Source organism: Micromonospora vulcania (assembly GCF_042658605.1).
Lineage (GTDB): Bacteria > Actinomycetota > Actinomycetes > Mycobacteriales > Micromonosporaceae > Micromonospora > Micromonospora vulcania.
Map to the genome: position 1 here is coordinate 427,996 of NZ_JBHSQS010000001.1, position 20,122 is coordinate 448,117.

Genomic DNA, 20,122 nt, shown 5'->3' on the forward strand with positions numbered 1-20,122 from the left:
CGCTCGCGCCCGCAGGAGATGAGCTCGGCCGGCATGATCCACGTCGCCCCGGCGGGTACGCCTGTTCCTTAGTCGAACCCTACGAGCAGCAAATTGTCCGTCGCTGGCGGCGCTTGCTTCCGAGCTAACTCACATCGGCATGAGTGGATGCCCCGGAATATAAGCAGGCGTATTAGCTGATCGGTCGGTGAACGGCCTCTGTCGGCGCGAAGCGTCCGCGCAGCCGCCCGTTAACGAGTTGGCGAACCGTCCTACTCGGGCACCATGTTGTAGCGGTCGAGCGTCGCCTTGGACGTGGAAGCATCCCGGAAGGTCAGCTCCCACGGACCAGTGTTGACGTCCATGTCCTTGCCGAACCCGACCCACTTCCCGGCCATCCGTCGGCCGGTGGGCTCCGCCAGTAGCTGGATCGCGCCGTGGTAGCGGGCTCCCCGGTAGTAGCCGGCGGTATCGGTCTGCTCCACCCAGGTGCCGGTGACCACGGCACCGTCCACGGTGAAATCCATTGACAGCGACGATGACGCCGAGCCGGGCAGGCTGCGCACGGTCAGTCGGTCGCCGTGCTGGAGCACGACCACGAAGTGCTGCCCGGCGAATGACTTTCCTCGGCCGCTGGAGTGGTATTGGTAACGGCTGAGCCAGACGCCCTCGTACGACCCTTGGACCGCGAGTGGCTTGGGCGTTGGCGTGGCCAGGCTGGACATGGGTGAGGTCAGGTCGTGGCCGCCGTGTTGGTCATCAGCGACCTGCCCATCGGGTATCGCGGCGAAGCCGAGCAGCGAGACCGGCAGGCCGGTGACGACCTCCAAGGCGCGGGCGTACACGGGCCGCGGCGCGGCGATCGCGCCAGACTCCCAGCGCTGGACGAGTCTCTTGTTGGCGTCGTTGGGCTCTCCGACGCGGCGGCCGGCGGCTTGAAGCGCGCGGGCGAAGTCGTCCTGACTCATGCGCATCCCGGTGCGGACCGCTCGCAGGGCGGCGTTCGGGGCATTCATGTTCGCCACAATAGCGGTGTGTCGCCTTAATGTCGCCATGAATGTGCCCTGAATGTCGCGCTCTGTGCCGTCGCGCCTGACGACAGCTCGGCGTCAATGTGGACAGCACGCGACGGCTGAGCCTGCCGATGCGCCCCAGCAGCGGAGGTGCCGATGCCCAATTCTGATGACGAGTTGCTCACCCGGGGCGAGCGGCTCGACGCTGCCGAACGGGAGGAAGCCAGACGCCGGTTGCTGGCGCAGGCCGAGGCCGAGCGGATACCGGTGGACGAGACGACTCGGGCGGTGCCGGATCGGCGGTGGCGTGGTGGGCGGTGATCCGGTCCCGATCGGTCGGCGGGTGGCGTACCTGCGGGTGCGGCGGCGGTTGTCGCAGCAGTCGTTCGCGGATCGGTTGGGCAAGTCGAAGAGCTGGGTGGACAAGGTCGAGCGCGGGGTCCGTTCCCTGGAGCGGGTGTCGACCATCCGGGAAGTCGCCGCGGTGCTGAGGGTCGATGCCGCGGCCCTGCTCGGTCGTGATGCCCAGCCCGCCGAGGTGGCCGAGCGCCGCGAAGGCGTCGCGCGGATTCGGGCGGCGCTGTCGGCGTACTCGATGGCTTTTGGTCGCCCGACGAGCCGTGAGGTGAGGTCGGCCGATTGGCTGGTTCGGGAGGTGCGGCATGTGTGGATGACCTACCAGCATGCCCGGTATCCGCGTCTGGTCGAGCTGTTGCCCGCGTTGGTGACCGAGGTGCACCGCGCCCACGCTCAGGACTCGGAGGCCGGGCGGGCGGCGGTGGTGGAGACGTATCGGGTGACGGCGGCGCTGCTGGTCAAGCTAGACGAGGGGAGCCTCGCATGGTTGGCCGCCGACCGGGCGATGTCCGCCGCCGCCGGTGACCGGGTGTTGCTGGCGTGCGCGGCGGTGCAGCTCGGTCAGGTGCTTCGGGCGTCGGCGCGGGCGAGGCCGGTGCTGCTGGCCGCCGCCGACCAGATCGGACCAGCCGACAAGCAGATGTCATCGCTGCGTGGATCGCTGCTCGTGCAGGCCGCCCTGATCGCGGCCAGGGCGGGTGACGAGCGGGTGGTCGGGACCCTGCTCGGCGAGGCCGCCGACCTGGGCGCCCGAGTGGGCGACGGGCACGACCATTATCGGACGGCGTTCGGGCCGGCGGCCGTCGAGCTGGCGCGGGTCGCCGCCGCCGTCGAGTTGGGCGACGGGCCGCAGGCGGTCGCCCGGCACGAGGAGGCGATCGGGCGGGACGGGTGGCGGTGGCTGCCGGTCGAGCACCGCGCCGCGCACCTGATCGACGCGGCGCGCGCCTACCTGCGGACGAACGACCCGACCAACGCGGCGCGGGTTTTGTTGCAGGCTGACAGCTTTGCGCCCGCCGAGATCCGGCACCGGCCAGCCGGCCGGGACGTGGTCGCCCAGGTCGCCCGCGAGCCGGATGCCCCACCGAGGATCACCCAACTCGCCGTCGCCCTGGGAGTCGTGTAGCTCACCCCAGGTCGGGAGAAGCCCCTCGCCCGCCCGCCCCGATCTTGCAGTTTTGGTCGCCGAGATGCGCGAAATGCCCTCTACATCGAGAAAGTAACTGCAAGATCAAGGAAAGGTCAGCCCCTCGCATGGAGATCTTGGACAGTTTCCGTCCTGCGCGAACGGGAAGTGTCCAAGATTCACGAGTAGGTAGACGCGAGCGTCGTCAACCCTGCGTGGCGCACCTGCGGCGACGCCGAAGGCACGATGACATCTGCGGCGCGCGCGGCCAACTTCGTCCGGCGCCTGCGGCACGGAGGTCTGCGGGTGCGATCCTGTCTCGGGCTCCACTCGATGTCGGCGATATTGAGCGGATTAACCGAGCTGGGCGGGTTCACCCAGATGGGTACGGAGGAAATCCAGCTCCAGCGGGAGTAGCCGTTCGGCGGTGCCGTTCGCGGCCATGTGGGTGGCACCGGTCAACGGCAGCACGGCGTGCGGGCGGCCGGTGGACAGCAGGGCCGCGGAGAGCCGCAGTGTGTGCGCGGCCACCACGTTGTCGTCCGCCATGCCGTGCACCAGCAGCAACGGTCGGGCCTGGTCCGAGCCGACGACCGGCTCGGCGGCCAGCTCGACCAGCGAGTGGTGGGCGTAGACGTCCATCCCGTCCTCGGGCAGCCCCAGATAACGCTCCGTGTACGCGGTGTCGTACAGCAACCAGTCGGTCACCGGGGCGCCGGCGATCCCACACCGGAACAGCTCGGGGTGGCGCAGCACCGCCAGCCCGGCCAGCCACCCCCCGAACGACCAGCCACGTACCCCCACCCGGCCCAGATCCAGGTCGGGGTGCTTGCCGGCGAGTGCGGTCAGCGCGTCGATCTGGTCGGTCAGGATCACGTCGGCCACCCGTCGGTGGATGGCCTTCTCGAACGACGGGGCCACTCCCGGCGTACCCCGGTTGTCGATGGTGACCACCGCGAACCCGGCGTCGGCCCACCACTGCCGCTCCAGCCACGCCGCCCGGGCGGCCACCACCTCCTGGTGCCCCGGGCCGCCGTAGACGTCCAGCAGCACCGGCAGCCGCCGGCCCGTGACGTGGTTGTCCGGGTAGAGCACCGCCGCCGGCAGCCGCCGGTCGGTCACCCGTTCCAGCAGCGGCAGCGGCGAGTACGGCGGGGTGGCGGCCAGCGAACGCAGCTCGGCCACCTCCCGGTCGCCGCGGTGCACCGTCCACCGCACACCGGCGTGGTCGAGCGAGGCGACCCCGACCACCAGCACGTCCCCGCCGACGGCGGCGGTGTGCCAGCCGGAGTCGGTGGTGAGCCGGCGGGCTTCCACCCCGCCGCCGATCGTGGTGCGGACCCGGAACAGGTGCCGCTCGCTCGGCTCGCCGTCGCTCGCCTCCACCAGCAGGTCGGCCGGCCCGGTGGCGGCCGGCAGCCGGCCCACCACCCGCCGCACGTACAGCGAGGGCGGGGTGAGCAGGGTGCCGTCGGCGAACAGGCAGCGCGCGTCGTACCCGTCGTGGGCCAGCTCGCCGCCGACCAGCACGCGGCCGTCCGGCAGGTGCGCCGGGGTGCCGGCGATCGGCTCCACCCAGCGCGGATCGGCCAGCTCGGCGTGCACCTGCGTCTCGCCGGTCCGCGGGTCCACGGCCAGCACCAGCCCATGCTGCTGCGAACGGCGCAGCACGGTGATCAGCGGGCTGCCCTCGACCCAGCTGACCGCCGTCAGATACGGGTAGGTCTCGCGGTCCCAGTGCACGTCGACCCAGCCGTCGTTGAGGTCGAGCAGGTGCAGGCTGACCTCCGCGTTCGGTCCACCCGCCCGGGGGTACGCGATGGCGGTCGGCGCACTCGCCGGGTCGGCCGGGTCGTGCAGGTGCCAGCGGTCCAGCCGGGACTCGTCGACCCGGGCGGCGAGCACCCCCCGCCCGTCCGGCGCCCACCAGTAGCCCCGGAACCGACCGAACTCCTCGGCCGCGATGTGCTCGGCCAAACCCCAGCTCACTCCGGCGTCCTCGCCGGCCAGCAGGGTGTCGGTGCCGTCGGCTTCGATCACCCGCAACTCGCCCCGGCGAACGCCCTCGGCCGCGTCGGTCACGTACGCCAACCGCTCCCCGGTCGGGTCGGGACGCGGATCCAGCACCGGGCCGACGGCGGCCACCTCCACCACGTCCCCGTGCACCAGATCGGCCCGGAACAGCCGGCCGGCCAGCGCGAACACCGCCACCCGGCCGACGGCGTCCAGCGCGTACGAGCCGATGCCGGCGGCGCTGAGCCGCAGTCGCTCGCGCAGTGCGCGCTCGCCGGGGGAGAGCGCCTTGACGTCACCGCCGGAACCCAGCAGGGTGGCCGGGTCGGCGACCAGCCGCTCCTCGGCGGTGGCCACGTCCAGCAGCCAGAGCGCGTCCGCCGGATCCTCCGGACCCGCGGAACGCAGGAAGATCACCCGGGAGCCGTCCTCGGCCACCGAGACAGCGCGTGGCGCGCCGTGGCTGAACCGGCGTGTGCGGGCGGCCAGCTCCGGAAAGTCCACAGGCCAGATCGTAGAGCGGTCCCGAGGGTGATGTGGCCGACCTGGGCGGACGCGTTGGCGTCGGCCGGGCGGAACCGCCGGTTAGAGTGACCGTCGTGACGACGCTGCCCGACCGCCGCCTGTTGCTGGTCCACGCGCACCCCGACGACGAGTCGATCGGCACCGGCTCGACGATGGCCCACTACGCCGCCGACGGTGCCCACGTCACGCTCGTGACCTGCACGCTCGGCGAGGAGGGCGAGATCCACGTACCGGCGCTGGCCCAGCTCGCCGCCGCCGAGGCCGACCAGCTCGGCGGGTACCGGGTCGCCGAGTTGGCCGCCGCCTGCGTCGCGCTCGGCGTCACCGACCACCGTTTCCTCGGCGGCGCCGGCCGCTACCGCGACTCGGGGATGATGGGCCTCGCCACCAACCAGCACCCCCGCGCGTTCTGGCAGGCCGACCTCGACGAGGCCGCCGGGCACCTGGTGGAGATCATGCGAGAGGTACGCCCGCAGGTGCTGATCACGTACGACCCGAACGGCTTCTACGGCCACCCCGACCACATCCAGGCGCACCGGGTGGCGATGCGCGCCGTCGAGCTGGCCGCGATCGAGGGCTGCGCTCCGGCCAAGGTCTACTGGACGGCCATGCCGAGCAGCGTGCTGGAGGCCGGTCTCACGCACTTCGCCGAGTCCTCGGACAACCCGTTCGCCGGCATCGAGGACTCTGCCGACCTGCCCTTCGGCACCCCGGACGACCAGATCGCCGCGATGATCGACGGCACCGACCAGCACGCGGCCAAGGAGGCCGCGATGCGGGCGCACGCCACCCAGATCCCGGCCAACTCCTGGCTCTACTCGATCGCCGGCAACTTCGGCGGTGAGTTCATGGGCATCGAGTACTTCACCCTCGCGGTCGGCGAGAGAGGCCCGGGCGCGGGCCCGTACGGCTGGGAGAACGACCTCTTCGCCGGGCTGCCCGACCAGCTCGACCCGGACCGGTCTCCGGTCGCGGCGGCTGGTCTCCGGTGACCCTGCCCGCCGCGTCGATGTCGATCGAGCAGCACGAGGACTCCCCGCCGCCGGCGGGGCCACCGTCGCGCGTGCTGGACCTGGGCCTGCGGGTGGCCGGAGCGGTCATCGTGGTGGTGGCCGGGGTGCTGACCGGGGTGCTGGAGCTGTTGCTGGCCACGGTCCGCGTCGGCGGGCAGTTGATCGGTGTGTCGGCCCTGCTCGCCGTCGGGGCCAACATCGCGCTGAGCTGGTTCGCGCACGAGGTCGTCGGCCGCCGGTGGGCGGTGGCGCTGCCAGCGGTGCCGTGGTTCGCGCTGATGGCCGTGGCGGCTATCCGGACCACCGAGGGTGACCTGCTGCTGGCCGGCGACAACTGGGTCGGCCTGGCCATGATCGTGGCCGGTGCGATGACCTTCGCGGTGATGGGCTTCCGGCAGATCCTCGCCCCACCGCCCGCGCTGGGTGGCTGATGACGCCACCCAGGTAAGGGTGGTAGATATTCCTGCCAGAGATGCTGCCCCGCAACGGGGCGTACGGCGGGAGGTCGTGCGATGGACGGACGGTGGCGTGACGTCGGGGTGCTCGCGGGAGCGCTGTTCGCGGTCAACGTGGTGGCCCGGCTGATCACCCGATTCGGCTTCGACGGTGACGATGCCGCCGCCGACCGGGTGTCGCTGGTGATGTTCGTGGTGATCGGGCTGATCCTGGCCGCGGTCGCCTTCCGCTGGGGTCGCCGCCGGCCGCTGGCCGTCTGGTTGGCCGACGTGGCCCTCGCGGTGCTGGTGGCGATGGTGCTGACCGTGCTGGTCGGGCCCCTGTTCGTCGGCCACAGCCCGTTCGCTGGCGGGGCCGGGACCTTCTTCGCCCAGATCTGGCTCTATCTGCTCGCCACCGGCGCGGGGGTGCTGATCGGCTACCTGGTGCTCACCGCGCTCGGGCGCGACTACCGCTCCGAGCAGCTCAAGCGGTTCACCGAGGTCAAGGCCGCGAAGCCACGCCGGGTCGTCCGCCGCTGAGTCGTGCGGGGTGTCCCGGTCACGCGGGTACCCCGCAGAATCGGGAAGTCGAGTGGATGTCCCGGGTTCAGTGCGGGGCGGTCCGGGTCAGGTAGGTGTGGTGGGTGACGAAACCCAGCCGCTGGTAGAGCGCCACCGCACCGGCGTTGCGCTGCTCGACCTGAAGGAACGCGTGGGTCGCGCCGACCGAGCCGCCCCAACCGGCCAGCGCGCCGATCACCGCCCGGGCCAGCCCCTGCCGGCGTGCTGGCGGCAGCACCTCGATCAGGCTGAGCCCGAGCCAGCGCCCCTGCCCGGTCACCGTGCCCCGGCCGATCGCCACCAGCGTGCCGTCGACGTGCCCGTGGGCGAAGCGGATCTGCTCCACGGCGGTGAGCACGTGTCGGGCGGCGTCCGGGAGCCCGCCCTTGCGGCCGGCGGCGATGGCGAGCCACGCCTCACTCGGCGTGCCGGTCAGCTCAACGGTCACGGCGGCGCGCTCGGCCGCCGTGCCGGCCGGATCGGTCAGGGCGCGTTCGACCGGCACGCCAGAGGCGGTCGGTGAGTCGGGCGTCGGCGTGCGGCTGGCGTCCGTCGCTGCCGTCAGCGGGAGTCGCGCGGTCTGTACCAGGACGGGCGGGTTGCTGGCCCAGCCCCGGGCGTCCAGTTCGGCGCCGACCGGTGCGGCCAGCGGCAGGGGAGTGTTGATCTTCGCGGGCTGGCCCTGGTCGGCGTACCAGCGCTCGACCGCGTCCACCGCCGCCGGCAACGGCCGGTCCGGGTCGCCGATCGGCAGCGCCGAATTGGCCCGCCCGGTCCAGCCCTCGGCCGAGCGCAGCAGCCAGTCGCCGAGCCGGTCGCGCGTCGGTGCCGGCCACGCCTCGTCGGCCGCCCGCTCCAACGCCACCACGGCCGCGGCGGTCGGCCGGCGGGTCGGCGGTACCCGCTTGGCCCGGTGCACCTGCGCCACCGGAACCTGCAGCCGGCCCTGGGCGGTGGCCAGCGTGAGATGAGTCTCGCTCAACTCGACCAGCTCGCCGAGAGCGTCGGAGAAGAGCGGCCGGCCTTCGCGAATCCCCACAATCCGGCGGACCACGATCCGGTGTCCCACATCCTGCTGTCGGAGCACGATCGACCCCCTCCCCGGCGAGATACTAGGCTCTAACCGTCGCGGGAGATCGCGGCGTGTCTTGCGGAGGAGAAGACCGGTGACCTACATCATCGCCGAGCCGTGCGTGGATGTGCTCGACAAGGCATGTATCGAGGAGTGCCCGGTCGACTGCATTTACGAGGGCAACCGGATGCTCTACATCCACCCCGACGAGTGCGTCGACTGTGGTGCCTGTGAGCCCGTCTGCCCGGTGGAGGCGATCTTCTACGAGGACGACGTCCCGGAGCAGTGGAAGGACTACACCGGCGCCAACTACGAGTTCTTCGAGGACCTGGGCTCGCCCGGTGGCGCCTCGAAGATCGGCAAGGTGGAGAAGGACGCCACCTTCGTCGCCGCCCAGCCGCCGCGCGGCGAGGGCCACTGAACCGGCCCGCGCCGGTCTCGTCGCGACTGCCCGAGTTCGTCTGGGACACCCTGGATGCCGCGGCCACCGTGGCCGCGGCGCATCCGGAGGGCCTGATCAACCTCTCGGTGGGCACGCCGGTCGACCCGGTGCCTGAGGTGATCCGGCGGGCGCTGAGCGACGCCTCCGACGCTCCCGGCTATCCGCTGACCGCCGGCACCCCGGCGCTGCGGGACGCGATCTCGGCGTGGGTCGTCCGGGCCTGTGGCGCCGGAGCCGACGGTCTCGGTGTGCTGCCGACCATCGGCTCCAAGGAGCTGGTGGCCTGGCTGCCCACCCTGCTCGGCATCGGCCCTGACGACGTGGTGGTGGTGCCGTCGATCGCGTACCCCACCTACGAGGAGGGGGCGCGACTGGCCGGTGCCACCGTGGTCCGTGCCGACTCGCTCACCGCGGTCGGGCCGACCTCGCGGGTACGACTGGTCTGGGTCAACTCGCCGAGCAACCCGACCGGTCGGGTGCTGCCCGCGGCGCACCTGCGCAAGGTGGTCGACTGGGCCCGGGAACGCGGCGCGGTGGTGGCCAGCGACGAGTGCTACCTGTCGCTCGGCTGGTCGGCGGAGCCGGTCTCGGTGCTGTCCCCGGAGGTCTGCGGCGGCAGCTACGACGGGGTACTCGCCGTGCACTCGCTCTCCAAGCGGTCCAACCTCGCCGGCTACCGGGCCGGGTTCGTGGCCGGCGACCCGGCGCTCGTCGCCGAGCTGCTGAAGATCCGCAAGCACGCTGGCATGATCATGCCCGCGCCGGTGCAGGCGGCCATGGTGGCCGCGCTGCGCGACGAGCAGCACGCCGACGAGCAGCGGGAGCGCTACCGCGCGCGGCGCGCGGTGTTGACCGCCGCCTTCACCGAGGCCGGCTTCACGGTCGAGCACTCGGAGGCCGGCCTCTACCTCTGGCTGACCCGGGGCGAGGACTGCTGGCAGACGGTCGACTGGCTGGCCCGGCGCGGCATCCTGGCCGCCGCCGGCATTTTCTACGGTCCCGCCGGCGGGCAGCACGTCCGAGTGGCGCTGACCGAGTCCGACGAGCACGTCGCCGCCGTCGCCGGCCGGCTGCGGGCCTGACCCACTCGGAATCGGCGATGACCGACGGCCTGACCGGGCGGTACGCGGGAGTCCGGGCGGCGGTGGTCGGCACCGGCCTGATCGGCGGCTCGGTGCTGTTGCGCCTGGCCGACGCCGGTCTGGACGTGGCGGGTTGGGATCCCGACCCGGCAACCCGCGAGCTGGCCCGCGCCCGCGGGCTGGCCGCCCCGGCCACGATCGAGCAGGCCGTGGCGGGTCGGGACGTGGTCTTCCTCTGCGGCCCGCTGCCCACCCTGGCGGGGACGCTGGCCCAGTTGGCCACCATGACCGCGCCGGGCTGTGTGCTCACCGACGTCGGTGGCACCAAGTCCGAGGTTGCCCAGGTGGCCGACCAGCTTGGGCTCACCGACCGCTTCGTACCCGGGCACCCGATGGCCGGCGCGGAGTCCCCGGGTCTGTCCGCCGCCTCGGCGGCGCTCCTGGCCGGTGCCGCCTGGGTGCTCTGCCCGGCGCCCGGGCCCGCGACGGACGCCTTCCGCTGGCTGACCGGGTTGCTGGTGGAGCTGTTCGAGGCCCGGGTGGTGCCGCTGTCGGCGTCGGCGCACGACTCGGCGGCGGCGCTCGCCTCGCACGTGCCACACCTGCTGGCCGGCGCGCTGGCCGGAGCAGCGCAGCGCGCGTCCCTCCGGGAGACGGTGCTGGCGCTCGCCGCGGGCAGCTTCCGGGACGGCACCCGGGTGGCCAGCACCCCGGCGAAGCAGGTCGCGAACATGCTGCTCGGCAACCAGGCCCGGGTGCTGGCCGAGCTGACCGAGGTCCAGGAGTTCCTGGACGGGCTGGCCGCCGCTCTGCGGGCCGGCGACCCGGCGGCGCTCACCGCTCGGTACGAGGAGGCCCGCGCGGCCCGGTCGACACTGTTGGACCGACGGTTCACCGGGCGGGACCAGCAGTTCCCGGCCGACGGCGAGCACACCGCCGAGGTGACCTGGCTGCGTGGGCTGGGCGAGGCCGGTGGGCACCTGACCGGGTGCCAGGTCGGTGCGGACACCGTCTCCTACAGCGCGTCGCTTCCGCTGGCTGACTAGGGTGAGGGGCATGGCGGTGGACGGCCCGGTGGTGCAGGTACGCGGCGAGGCGTACCGGGAGGTGCCTCCCGAGTTGGCCCGGTTCGCGGTCACCGCGACGGCTCGGGACCGGGACCGGGAGGCCACCCTGACCCGGCTCGCCGAGCGGGCCGCGGCCGTCCGGGTGCTGCTGGACGGCTCCGGGCCGGCGGTGGCCCGGCGGGAGACCGGCGACCTGCGGGTCTGGCCGGAGACCCGACGCTCGGGCGAACGGGTCGTCGCCTGGCACGGCAGCGTCAGCACCACGGTCACCGTCACCGACTTCACCGCCCTCGGCGAGCTGATGCTCCGGCTGGCCGATCAGGACCAGGTCGAGGTGGCGGGTCCCTGGTGGGAACTACGCCCGGACAGCCCCGCTCATCGCGAGGCCCGGCACGCCGCGATCACCGATGCGCTGGTTCGCGCCCGGGAGTACGCCGAAGCGCTCGGCGCCCGGGTCACCGCGCTGATCGAGTTGGCCGACGCCGGTCCGGCGGAGCGCCCGATGTTCGCTCGCGCGGCGTTCGCCCCTGGCGGCGGGGCGGGTGGCGGGCCGCCGGAGCTGGAGTTGGACCCGCAGCCGCAGACCGTGCAGGCCGCCGTGCAGGCGCGGTTCACCATCAGCGACCCGGTCCTGGGCTGATGCCACCGGCCCAGACGATGTCCGTCGACGCGCTGGTGTCACGGGCGCTGGTGCTGGCCGAGGGTGGCCCCCGACAGCTGCTCGGCATCGCCGGAGCGCCCGGCGCCGGCAAGTCCACACTGGCCGAGCGGATCGTCGCCGAGATCGGTCCGACGGCCCGGCTGGTGCCGATGGACGGCTTCCACCTGGCGCAGTCGCAGCTGCTCCGGCTGGGGCGCGCCGACCGTAAGGGCGCGATGGACACCTTCGACGCCAACGGGTACGTCTCGCTGCTGCGCCGGTTGCGCCGGTTGGAGCCGACCTCGGTCTACGCGCCGGAGTTCCGCCGCGATATCGAGGAGGCGGTGGCCGGGGCGATCGAGGTGCCGCCGTCGGTTCGGCTGGTGGTGACCGAGGGCAACTATCTGCTGCTTCCGGACTTCCCGTGGCAGGAGATCCGGCAGTTGCTGCACGAGGTCTGGTTCCTCGATCTGGACGTCGAGGTGCGTCAGCGTCGGTTGACCGCCCGGCACGAGGCGTACGGGCGGTCGCCGGAGCAGGCGCGGGCCTGGGCGTTGGGCAGTGACGAGGTCAACGCCGCGCTGGTCACCGGCACCGCAGGCGGTGCCGACCTGGTGGTACGCCTGACCGAGTCACCGCCCGTCTGAGCGGACTGCCGGGCCAGGTTCCGGTCACTCCAGCTGACGTACCGGCCGGGCCGGGTTGCCGACCGCGACCAGGTTGGCGGGCAGGTCCCTGGTGACCACCGCGCCCGCACCGACGACGGTGTTCGCGCCGATCGTCACGCCGGCCAGCACGATCGCGCCGCCGCCGAGCCAGACGTTGTCGCCGATCGTGATCGGCTTGGCGGCCTCCCACTTGTCGCGGCGCGGCCCCGGCTCGACGGGGTGGGTCGGGGTCAGCAACTGCACGTTCGGCCCGACCTGGACGTCCGCGCCGATGGTGATCGGGGCGACGTCGAGGAAGACCGCGTGATAGTTGACGAAGCTGCGTGGCCCGATCCGGATCCGCCAGCCGTAGTCGCAGTAGAAGGGTGGGCGGACCCAGGTGCCCTCGCCCAGCTCGCCGAGCAGGTCACGCAGGGCCGTGAGACGCGCCGCCGGGTCTGCCGCTGGGCTGGTGTTGAACCGTTCCATCTGTCGGGCGGCCCGGTCCAGGTCGGCGGTGATCTCGGGATCGTCGGCCAGGTAGGGCTCGCCCGCGAGCATCCGGTCCTTCATGGAGGTCACCCGGCTGATGATGCCGGTACGGCCCGGTGCGGGTTGGCGGGTTCGTCTTTTTTAGGACTCCATTGTACATACTCGGTATGCAACACTGGCCTCGGTCAATGCATCTCCCGTGGTAATGACGCTCCATCGAGGAGGATCCGTTGCATCGAAGTAAGAGAATCGCCGCCGTCGCCGTAGTCGCCCTCGTGCTGGGTAGCCCGACGGCCGCCATCGCCGGTCCACCCACCGCCACCAACACCCCGGACACGGCCGCCCGAACCGCGGCCGGCACCCCGTCGCCGAGCACCGTCACCCTGCTCACCGGGGACCGGGTCACCGTCACCGCGTCCGGCTCCGCCGCCGTCCAACCCGGCCCCGGGCGTACGCACATTCGCTTCCTCACCAGCCGCGAGCACGGCAACCTCACCGTGCTGCCGCAGGATGCCCTGCCGTTGGTCCGCGCCGGACGGGTCGACCGGCGGCTGTTCGACGTGACCGGGTTGATCGCGGCCGGGTACGACGACGTCCACCGGGACCACCTGCCGCTGCTGGTCACCGGTCAGGCGGGTGCCCGGCAGCGCGTCGCCGTGCCCGCCGGGCTGGCCGTCACCGCGCAGTTGCCCGCCATCGGCGGGGTCGCCGCGACGGCCGACAAGCAGCGGGCCGCGACGGTCTGGGCGGCGCTCACCGGCACCGGCGCCCGGGTCGGCACGGCAGGGGGTGCCGACCGGATCTGGCTCGACGGCCGTCGTCACGTCACGCTGGACCACAGCGTGCCGCAGATCGGCGCGCCGGCGGCGTACCAGGCGGGCTTCACCGGCCAGGGCGTACGCGTGGCGGTGCTGGACACCGGCGTCGACGCCGGCCACCCCGACCTGGCCGGCCGGATCGCCGAGTCGCACAACTTCACCGAGGCCACCGAGACCGGCGACACCGTCGGCCACGGCACCCACGTCGCCTCGATCATCGCCGGCAGCGGCGCCGCCGCCGGCGGCAAGTACCGGGGTGTCGCCCCGGACGCCACGCTGCTGGCCGGCAAGGTCTGCGAGGACCAGGGCTGTTCCGAGTCGGCGATCCTGGCGGGCATGCAGTGGGCCGCCGTCGATGTGCACGCAGATGTGATCAACATGAGTCTGGGCGGATCCGACACGCCCGAGGTCGACCCGTTGGAGGCAGCGGTCGAATCGCTGACCGCGCAGACCGGGGCGCTCTTCGTGATCTCGGCGGGCAACGCCGGGACGGACGGCTCGGTCGGCTCTCCGAGCACCGCGAATGCCGCGCTCTCGGTGGGTGCGGTGGACCGCGACGACGCGTTGGCCGACTTCTCCAGCCGTGGCCCCCGGGTGGGCGATGGTGGGCTGAAGCCGGACCTGACCGCGCCCGGGGTGGAGATCGTGGCAGCCCGCGGCGAGGGCACGCTGCTCGGTGAGCCGGTGGGCGAGGGGTACGTGTCGCTCTCCGGCACCTCGATGGCCGCGCCGCACGTCACCGGCGCGGTGGCGCTGCTCGCCCAACAGCACACCGGCTGGGCAGCGGCCCAACTCAAGGCCACGTTGATGGCCTCGGCGAAGCCGCACCCGGAGCAGACCGCCTACCAGCAGGGCGCCGGCCGGGTCGACGTGGCACGGGCGATCACCCAGCGGGTGTCCAGCGACCCGGTCAGCGTCTCCTTCGGCCAGCCGGCCTGGCCGCACGACGACGACGCCCCGGTCACCCGGCAGGTCGACTGGCGCAACGACGGCCCGGACCCGGTCACCCTGGCCCTGACCACCGAGGTGACCGGCCCGGACGGCCAGCCGGCGCCGGCCGGCATGTTCACCCTCGGCACGAGCCAGCTCACCGTGCCCGCGGGCGGCACCGCCGGGACCGCCGTCACCGTGGACACCCGCCTCGGTTCGGACGGCTACTGGACCGGACGGATCGTGGCCCGCTCCGGTACCGCCGTCGCGGTCACCCCGGTGGCGGTCAACCGGGAGGTGGAGAGCTACCAGGTCACGGTGCGCCACCTGGACGCGTCGGGCTCGGCAGCTACCGACCACACCACCGTGCTGGTCAACCTGGAGACGTTCGTCACCCATGACCTGTACGACCCGGACGGCACCGTCGACGTCCGGGTGCCCAAGGGCCGCTACGGGCTCGTCAGCCTTCTCTTCGCCGAGGACGGGCTCGCCCAGCTGGCCCAACCGGAGCTGGTCGTCGATGACGACACGGCGGTCACCGTCGACGCCCGCAAGGCCCGGCCGGTGCGTACCGCCGTTCCGGAGCCCTCGGCCGCACCGGAACTGGTCGACATCGGGGCGGTCTTCCTCGGTGCCGAAGGCAACTTCTACGGTTTCGGCATCCTCTCGTCCGACTTCACCGGGTTGGCGACCGGGCACCTCGGTCGAGCGGTGTCCGCTGAACGGTTCGTCGCCACGGTGAGCAGCCAGTGGGCGAAACCGGAGGTGACCAACAGCCCCTACCTGTACGCGCTCGCCGAGAGCTTCCGCGGCCGGATGCCGACCGGCTTCGACAAGACCTACCGGCGTGGGGACCTGGCCAGCGTCACGCACCAGTTCCGGGGCGGCTACCCGGGCCTGGTCGGGGAGCGGGTGGTCTTCCCGCACCTCGATCCGGACCTGGGCGGCTGGGCTGTCGGCCTGCCCACCGAGGTACCCGGGCAGCGGGTCGAGCACTACAACACCCGAGGCGTGCGGTGGTCCACGGAGCTGATGCTCGGGGTTCCCACCGAGGACGGGTGGACCGACATCAAGGCGGGGCTGCGTTCCGAACCGCAGGCGTACCGGCCCGGCCGGCACACCCGGGAGAGCTGGAACACCGCGCCGTACGGGCCGTCCTTCCCGGTGCCGCGCTGGCCCGGACAGGGCGTGACCCGGCTCGGGGACGAGATCCAGGTGGACGTGCCGCTGCACAGTGACGCCGAGGGGCACGCCGGAGGTTCGGTCGCCGACAGCGCACGGACCGCCCTCTACCGCAACGGTGTGCTGGTCGGCGAGGTGCCGGAGCCCGGTTACGGGCAGTTCGCGGTGCCGCCCGGCGCCGCCGGTTACCGGCTGGAGGTGTCGGCGAAGCGCAGCTTCATCGATCTGAGCACCGATGTCAGCACGGTATGGACGTTCCGCTCCCGGCACGCCCCCGGCGACGACTACCGGCCACTGCCGGTGTCGGCCATCCGGTTCACGCCACCGCTGGATCGGGACAACGCTGCCCCGGCCGGCCGGAGCCTGGTCATCCCCGTGCAGGTGCAGCGGCAACCCGGCGTCTCCGCGTCGCGGGTGACCGGGCTGACCGTGGACGTCTCCTACGACGGCGGCCAGAGCTGGCAACCCGCCCAGGTCCGGCACGGCGGGCACGGCTGGACGGCCACCGTCCGGCATCCGTCCGGGTCCGGTTACGCGTCCCTGCGGGCCACCGCCCGGGACGCCGACGGCAACACGGTGACCCAGCGGATCATCCAGGCGTACCGGTTGCGCTGAGGCGTACCCCGTCCGGGTCCGCGGCCGAGCGCCGCGGACCCGGCGGGTCCGTCAGTCGTTGGCGTGCAGGGCGGCGTTGAGCTCGATGCCCTGGCCGCTGCGCGGTCGGGCCTCCAGCGCGCCGGTCACCGAGTTGCGCCAGAACAGCAGGCCGTCGACGCCGGACAGCTCGCGGGCCTTGACCACCCGGCCGTCCGGCAGGGTGACCTTCGACGCGGCGGTGATGTAGCAGCCGGCCTCGACCACGCAGTCGTCGCCGAGCGAGATCCCGACTCCGGCGTTCGCGCCGACCAGGCTCCGCTCGCCGATGCTGATCCGGTCGGTGCCACCGCCGGAGAGGGTGCCCATGATCGACGCGCCGCCGCCGATGTCGGAGCCGTCGCCGACCAGCACGCCCTGCACGATCCGCCCCTCGACCATCGAGGTGCCGACGGTGCCGGCGTTGAAGTTCACGAAGCCCTCCTGCATGACGGTGGTGCCGGAGGCCAGGTGGGCGCCGAGCCGGACCCGGTCCGCGTCGGCGATCCGCACGCCGGAGGGGACCACGTAGTCGGTCATCCGGGGGAACTTGTCCACCCCGTACACGGCCAGGTGGCGGCCCGCGGCGCGTTCGATCACCCGAAGCTCGTCCACCCGCTCCGGCGGGCACGGCCCGGCGGAGGTCCAGGCCACGTTCGCCAGCTTGCCGAAGATGCCGTCCAGGTTGAGCTGGTTGGGCCGGACCAGGCGGTGCGAGAGCAGGTGCAACCGGAGGTACGCGTCGGGGGCGTCCTTGATCGGGTCGTCCAGCGCGCCGATCACGGTCACCACCTGCACGGTACGCAGACCGGGCAGCGACCGGTCGCCGAGCGCGCCCGGAGGCAGGTCGAGCACGTCCGCCTTGTTCTCACCGGCGACCAGGGGCAGCTCGCCCAGGCCCAGCTTGCCGGTCGGGTACCAGGTGTCGAGCACCTGTTCGTCGGCCGTGACGGTGGCCAGGCCGATACCCCACGCGGAATCTGCGGACGTCACTGTTTCACCTCTCGGTCGCGGCCGGGCTGGCCTCTGCTGACTGCCGCGGCGCTCGCAAGCTCGCAGCTCGCGCTCGCCCTGGGGGACCGCACGCTCACTCCTCGCGCCGACAGACCTGAAGGTACCGTGCGAAGCATGGAGAACCCGCTGACCCCCGAGGTCCTCGCCGATCCGGTGGCGCTGACGCGCGCCCTGGTCGACATAGAGTCCGTGTCCCTCAACGAGAAGGCGCTCGCCGACTGCGTCGAAGAGGTGCTGCGGGGCGTACCGCACCTGACCACCCACCGGCACGGCAACACCGTGATGGCGCGCACCGACCTGGGTCGGTCGCAGCGCATCGTGCTGGCCGGGCACCTCGACACGGTTCCGCTGAACAACAACTTCCCGTCGACCATGCGCGGCGACCTCATGTACGGCTGCGGCACCTCGGACATGAAGTCCGGCGTCGCGTACGCGCTGCACCTGGCGGTGACGCTGCCCGACCCGCGCTACGACGTGACGTACTTCTTCTACGAGGCCGAGGAGATCGAGTCGGAGTTCAACGGGCTGAACCTGGTCGCCCAGGCGTACCCGCAGTGGCTGGAGGCGGACTTCGCGGTCCTGCTGGAGCCGACGTACGGCATCGTCGAGGCGGGCTGTCAGGGCACCATGCGGGCCATCGTGGGGACCACGGGTGAGCGGGCTCACGCGGCGCGCTCCTGGCGCGGGGTCAACGCCATCCACGCCGCGGGTGAGGTGCTCCGCCGGCTGGAGACGTACGAGGCGCGCCGGGTCACCATCGAGGGGTGCGAGTTCCGTGAGGGTATGAACGCGGTGCGGATCAACGGTGGTGTGGCCGGCAACGTGATCCCCGACCGCTGCGAGATCGAGGTCAACTACCGGTACGCGCCGGACCGCGACCCGGCGGCGGCCGAGGTGCACCTGCGGGAGGTCTTCGCCGGCTTCGAGGTGGCGGTGACCGATGCTGCGGCCGGTGCCGCACCGGGCCTGGAGGCGGCTCCGGCGAAGGAGTTCCTGGCGGCGGTCGGCGCGGCGCCGATCGGCAAGCTGGGCTGGACCGATGTGGCCCGCTTCGCGGCCATGGGCATCCCCGCGTTGAACTTCGGCCCGGGGGACCCGAACCTGGCCCACCACAAGGACGAGCACGTCGAGATCAGCAAGATCCGCGACGGCGCGGCAACCCTGCACCGCTGGCTAGCCCCTACCGCCTAACCCCGCCGCCTAACCCCGTCCCCGAGGGCCGGCCCGTGCGGGCCCTCGGTGATCAAGAGGTTTGCGTCAGCCGGGCCCGTTGTCGGCGACGCAAACCTCTTGATCAGCTCCGGAAGGGGTGGTCATGGGGATGGGGGAGTGGGGTGGATCGAGTTGACGGGTACGGCGGCGTTCGGCCACCACGTCTCGGATCCGTCGCTGCATCTGGCGACGGATCCGGATCATCTCGCTGTTACTGATCACGCTGTCTCCTCCCCCGAAGGCGCGCGCCGGGGCATACCCGGTATGTGAATAGTAAGACGTACGGGAGGGCCAAATAGTTGCCCATGATCCCGAACTATTTCTGCGCGTTCCCGCCCCGCGCACCCGACAGGTGCTGCTCCACTACGGTTGCTCCCATGAGCCAGAGCAAGAGGCGGGAGGCCGGCCGCGGTCCGGGGCAGGAGCGACACCGGGGTGCGGTCACGCTGCGTGGGGGCTCGATTCCGAGCAGCACGGCCGATCAGCGGCTGCTGGACTCGCGTGGGCGGGGTGACTGGAAGACCAAGGACGCCTGGCGGGCGCTACGCATCCTCTCCGAGTTCGTCGAGGGCTTCGACACCCTCGCCGACCTGCCGCCGGCGGTCAGCGTCTTCGGCTCGGCGCGCAGTGGCCCGGACACCGCGGAGTGCCGGCTCGCCGAGCAGTTGGGCGGCGCGCTCGCCCGGGCCGGCTACGCGGTGATCACCGGCGGTGGTCCGGGTGTGATGGAGGCCGCCAACCGGGGTGCCAGCGAGGCCGGTGGGCTCTCGGTCGGGCTCGGCATCGAGCTCCCCTTCGAGCAGGGCATCAACGAGTGGGTCGACCTGGCCATCGACTTCCGCTACTTCTTCGCCCGCAAGACCATGTTCGTCAAGTACGCGCAGGCGTTCGTGGTGCTGCCCGGCGGGTTCGGCACCATGGACGAGCTGTTCGAGGCGCTCACCCTGGTGCAGACCGGCAAGGTGACCCGGTTCCCGGTGGTGCTGATGGGGTCCGCGTACTGGCAGGGGCTGCTCGACTGGCTGCGCGACACGATGGCCGCCGACGGCAAGATCGGCCCGGTCGACCTGGAGCTGATCTGCGTCACCGACGACGTCAACGCGGCGGTCCGGCACATCGTCGAGGCCGAGGCGGCGCTCTCCGCCGAGCAGGAAGCGGTCCGTGACGAGGCGGTCGCCCGCACCGGCGCCGATCAGCAGGCCGCCGCCGAGCAGGCGGCCGACCAGACCCGGGAGGGCTGATGGCGGCGATCTGCGTCTTCTGCGCCTCCTCCCGTACCCTCGACCAGCGCTGGCTGGACCTGGCCGCCGAGACCGGCGCGGAGCTGGCCCGGCGCGGGCACACGCTGGTCAGTGGCGGTGGCTGCGTCGGCATGATGGGCGCGTTGGCCGACGGCGCCCGCGCCGCTGGCGGGCGCACCCTCGGCGTGATCCCGCAGGCGCTGGTCGACCTGGAGGTCGCCGACCTGCGCTCGGACGAGTTACTGGTGACCGACTCGATGGCCAGCCGCAAGACGTTGATGATCGACAAGTCGGACGCGTTCCTCACCCTGCCCGGCGGGCTGGGCACCCTCGACGAGCTGTTCGAGGTCTGGACGACCGCCACCCTCGCGCTGCACGCCAAGCCGATGGTGCTGATCGACACCGACGGCTTCTACCGGCCGTTGCTGGACTGGCTCACCACGCTGGCCGACCAACAGTTCCTGAAGCCCGCCGGCCAAGACCTGGTAACAGTGGCAACCACCGTCCCCGAAGCCCTGGACGCCCTAGAGTCCCACCTAACCTGACCCCCAGCGGCCCTCCCGTCCCCGTTGATCATGAAGTTGTAGGCGCCGCTGTCGGCGTGTCGCGTCGCCAACTTCATGATC

19 protein-coding genes are annotated in these 20,122 nt (G+C 72.2%); 14 read left to right on the top strand and 5 right to left on the bottom strand.

Going from position 1 to position 20,122, the window contains the following annotated elements:
- Positions 1-251 precede the first annotated feature (251 nt).
- Positions 252-995 carry a helix-turn-helix domain-containing protein gene (locus ACFQGL_RS02100; protein ID WP_377504377.1) on the bottom strand — a complete coding sequence of 248 codons (744 nt, stop codon included), beginning with the start codon at positions 993-995 and terminating at the stop codon, positions 252-254.
- A 153-nt stretch (positions 996-1,148) separates the two neighbouring features.
- Between ACFQGL_RS02100 and ACFQGL_RS02105 the strand changes: the two genes are divergently transcribed.
- Together ACFQGL_RS02105 and ACFQGL_RS02110 are read left to right on the top strand one after the other, a co-directional pair.
- Entirely contained in the window at positions 1,149-1,313 is a 165-nt protein-coding gene (locus tag ACFQGL_RS02105; RefSeq protein ID WP_377504379.1) for a hypothetical protein, read from the top strand.
- Complete coding sequence (locus tag ACFQGL_RS02110; protein WP_377504381.1) at positions 1,303-2,475, top strand: helix-turn-helix domain-containing protein; 1,173 nt, start codon at positions 1,303-1,305, stop codon at positions 2,473-2,475. Before ACFQGL_RS02105 ends, ACFQGL_RS02110 begins: the two co-directional genes overlap by 11 nt.
- A gap of 354 nt (positions 2,476-2,829) precedes the next feature.
- Here ACFQGL_RS02110 and ACFQGL_RS02115 read toward each other — a convergent pair whose 3' ends face one another.
- Positions 2,830-4,992 (bottom strand): S9 family peptidase, encoded by a 2,163-nt coding sequence (locus ACFQGL_RS02115; RefSeq protein ID WP_377504383.1) that lies wholly within the window; start codon positions 4,990-4,992, stop codon positions 2,830-2,832.
- Positions 4,993-5,078: 86 nt separating this feature from the next.
- Here ACFQGL_RS02115 and mshB point away from each other — a divergent pair, with 86 nt between their 5' ends.
- From mshB to ACFQGL_RS02130, 3 genes are all read left to right on the top strand, one after another.
- Positions 5,079-6,005, top strand: a complete 927-nt coding sequence (mshB, locus tag ACFQGL_RS02120; RefSeq protein WP_377504385.1) for an N-acetyl-1-D-myo-inositol-2-amino-2-deoxy-alpha-D-glucopyranoside deacetylase — start codon at positions 5,079-5,081, stop codon at positions 6,003-6,005.
- Between the two features lie 17 nt (positions 6,006-6,022).
- Positions 6,023-6,457: a hypothetical protein gene (locus ACFQGL_RS02125; protein ID WP_377504690.1), complete on the top strand. Its 435-nt coding sequence runs from the start codon at positions 6,023-6,025 to the stop codon at positions 6,455-6,457.
- An 81-nt stretch (positions 6,458-6,538) separates the two neighbouring features.
- Positions 6,539-7,003 carry a hypothetical protein gene (locus ACFQGL_RS02130; protein ID WP_377504387.1) on the top strand — a complete coding sequence of 155 codons (465 nt, stop codon included), beginning with the start codon at positions 6,539-6,541 and terminating at the stop codon, positions 7,001-7,003.
- Between the two features lie 67 nt (positions 7,004-7,070).
- On the opposite strand, the gene ACFQGL_RS02135 is transcribed toward ACFQGL_RS02130, so the two are convergent.
- Positions 7,071-8,111, bottom strand: coding sequence for a GNAT family N-acetyltransferase (locus ACFQGL_RS02135; RefSeq protein ID WP_377504390.1), 1,041 nt, complete (start codon positions 8,109-8,111; stop codon positions 7,071-7,073).
- A gap of 79 nt (positions 8,112-8,190) precedes the next feature.
- Between ACFQGL_RS02135 and fdxA the strand changes: the two genes are divergently transcribed.
- Genes fdxA through ACFQGL_RS02160 form a run of 5 tightly spaced genes read left to right on the top strand, consistent with a single transcriptional unit; the run spans position 8,191 to position 11,974 of the window.
- Positions 8,191-8,517 (top strand): ferredoxin, encoded by a 327-nt coding sequence (fdxA, locus tag ACFQGL_RS02140; protein WP_007464872.1) that lies wholly within the window; start codon positions 8,191-8,193, stop codon positions 8,515-8,517.
- Positions 8,514-9,620, top strand: coding sequence for a succinyldiaminopimelate transaminase (dapC, locus tag ACFQGL_RS02145; protein ID WP_377504693.1), 1,107 nt, complete (start codon positions 8,514-8,516; stop codon positions 9,618-9,620). Before fdxA ends, dapC begins: the two co-directional genes overlap by 4 nt.
- A 17-nt stretch (positions 9,621-9,637) precedes the next feature.
- Positions 9,638-10,666: a prephenate dehydrogenase gene (locus ACFQGL_RS02150; protein WP_377504393.1), complete on the top strand. Its 1,029-nt coding sequence runs from the start codon at positions 9,638-9,640 to the stop codon at positions 10,664-10,666.
- Positions 10,667-10,676: 10 nt separating this feature from the next.
- Positions 10,677-11,327 carry an SIMPL domain-containing protein gene (locus ACFQGL_RS02155; protein WP_377504396.1) on the top strand — a complete coding sequence of 217 codons (651 nt, stop codon included), beginning with the start codon at positions 10,677-10,679 and terminating at the stop codon, positions 11,325-11,327.
- Positions 11,327-11,974, top strand: a complete 648-nt coding sequence (locus ACFQGL_RS02160; RefSeq protein WP_377504399.1) for a nucleoside/nucleotide kinase family protein — start codon at positions 11,327-11,329, stop codon at positions 11,972-11,974. The genes ACFQGL_RS02155 and ACFQGL_RS02160 overlap by 1 nt, the downstream gene beginning before the upstream one ends.
- Before the next feature lie 24 nt (positions 11,975-11,998).
- Here ACFQGL_RS02160 and ACFQGL_RS02165 read toward each other — a convergent pair whose 3' ends face one another.
- Positions 11,999-12,556, bottom strand: coding sequence for a sugar O-acetyltransferase (locus ACFQGL_RS02165; protein WP_377504401.1), 558 nt, complete (start codon positions 12,554-12,556; stop codon positions 11,999-12,001).
- A gap of 140 nt (positions 12,557-12,696) precedes the next feature.
- On the opposite strand from ACFQGL_RS02165, the gene ACFQGL_RS02170 reads away from it, so the two are divergent.
- Entirely contained in the window at positions 12,697-16,011 is a 3,315-nt protein-coding gene (locus ACFQGL_RS02170; RefSeq protein WP_377504404.1) for a S8 family serine peptidase, read from the top strand.
- Positions 16,012-16,062: 51 nt separating this feature from the next.
- Here the strand turns inward: ACFQGL_RS02170 and dapD are convergent, their stop codons facing one another.
- Positions 16,063-17,022, bottom strand: a complete 960-nt coding sequence (gene dapD, locus ACFQGL_RS02175) for a 2,3,4,5-tetrahydropyridine-2,6-dicarboxylate N-succinyltransferase (RefSeq protein ID WP_377504407.1) — start codon at positions 17,020-17,022, stop codon at positions 16,063-16,065.
- Between the two features lie 135 nt (positions 17,023-17,157).
- On the opposite strand from dapD, the gene dapE reads away from it, so the two are divergent.
- The 3 genes from dapE (at position 17,158) to ACFQGL_RS02190 (ending at position 20,041) form a co-directional block, all read left to right on the top strand.
- A complete protein-coding gene (dapE, locus tag ACFQGL_RS02180; protein ID WP_377504410.1) occupies positions 17,158-18,234 on the top strand; it encodes a succinyl-diaminopimelate desuccinylase in 1,077 nt (358 codons plus the stop codon).
- A gap of 398 nt (positions 18,235-18,632) precedes the next feature.
- On the top strand, positions 18,633-19,496 hold the full coding sequence (locus tag ACFQGL_RS02185; protein WP_377504413.1) for an LOG family protein: 864 nt from the start codon (positions 18,633-18,635) through the stop codon (positions 19,494-19,496).
- Positions 19,496-20,041 carry an LOG family protein gene (locus ACFQGL_RS02190; RefSeq protein ID WP_377504416.1) on the top strand — a complete coding sequence of 182 codons (546 nt, stop codon included), beginning with the start codon at positions 19,496-19,498 and terminating at the stop codon, positions 20,039-20,041. The genes ACFQGL_RS02185 and ACFQGL_RS02190 overlap by 1 nt, the downstream gene beginning before the upstream one ends.
- The last annotated feature ends 81 nt before the right edge of the window (positions 20,042-20,122 follow it).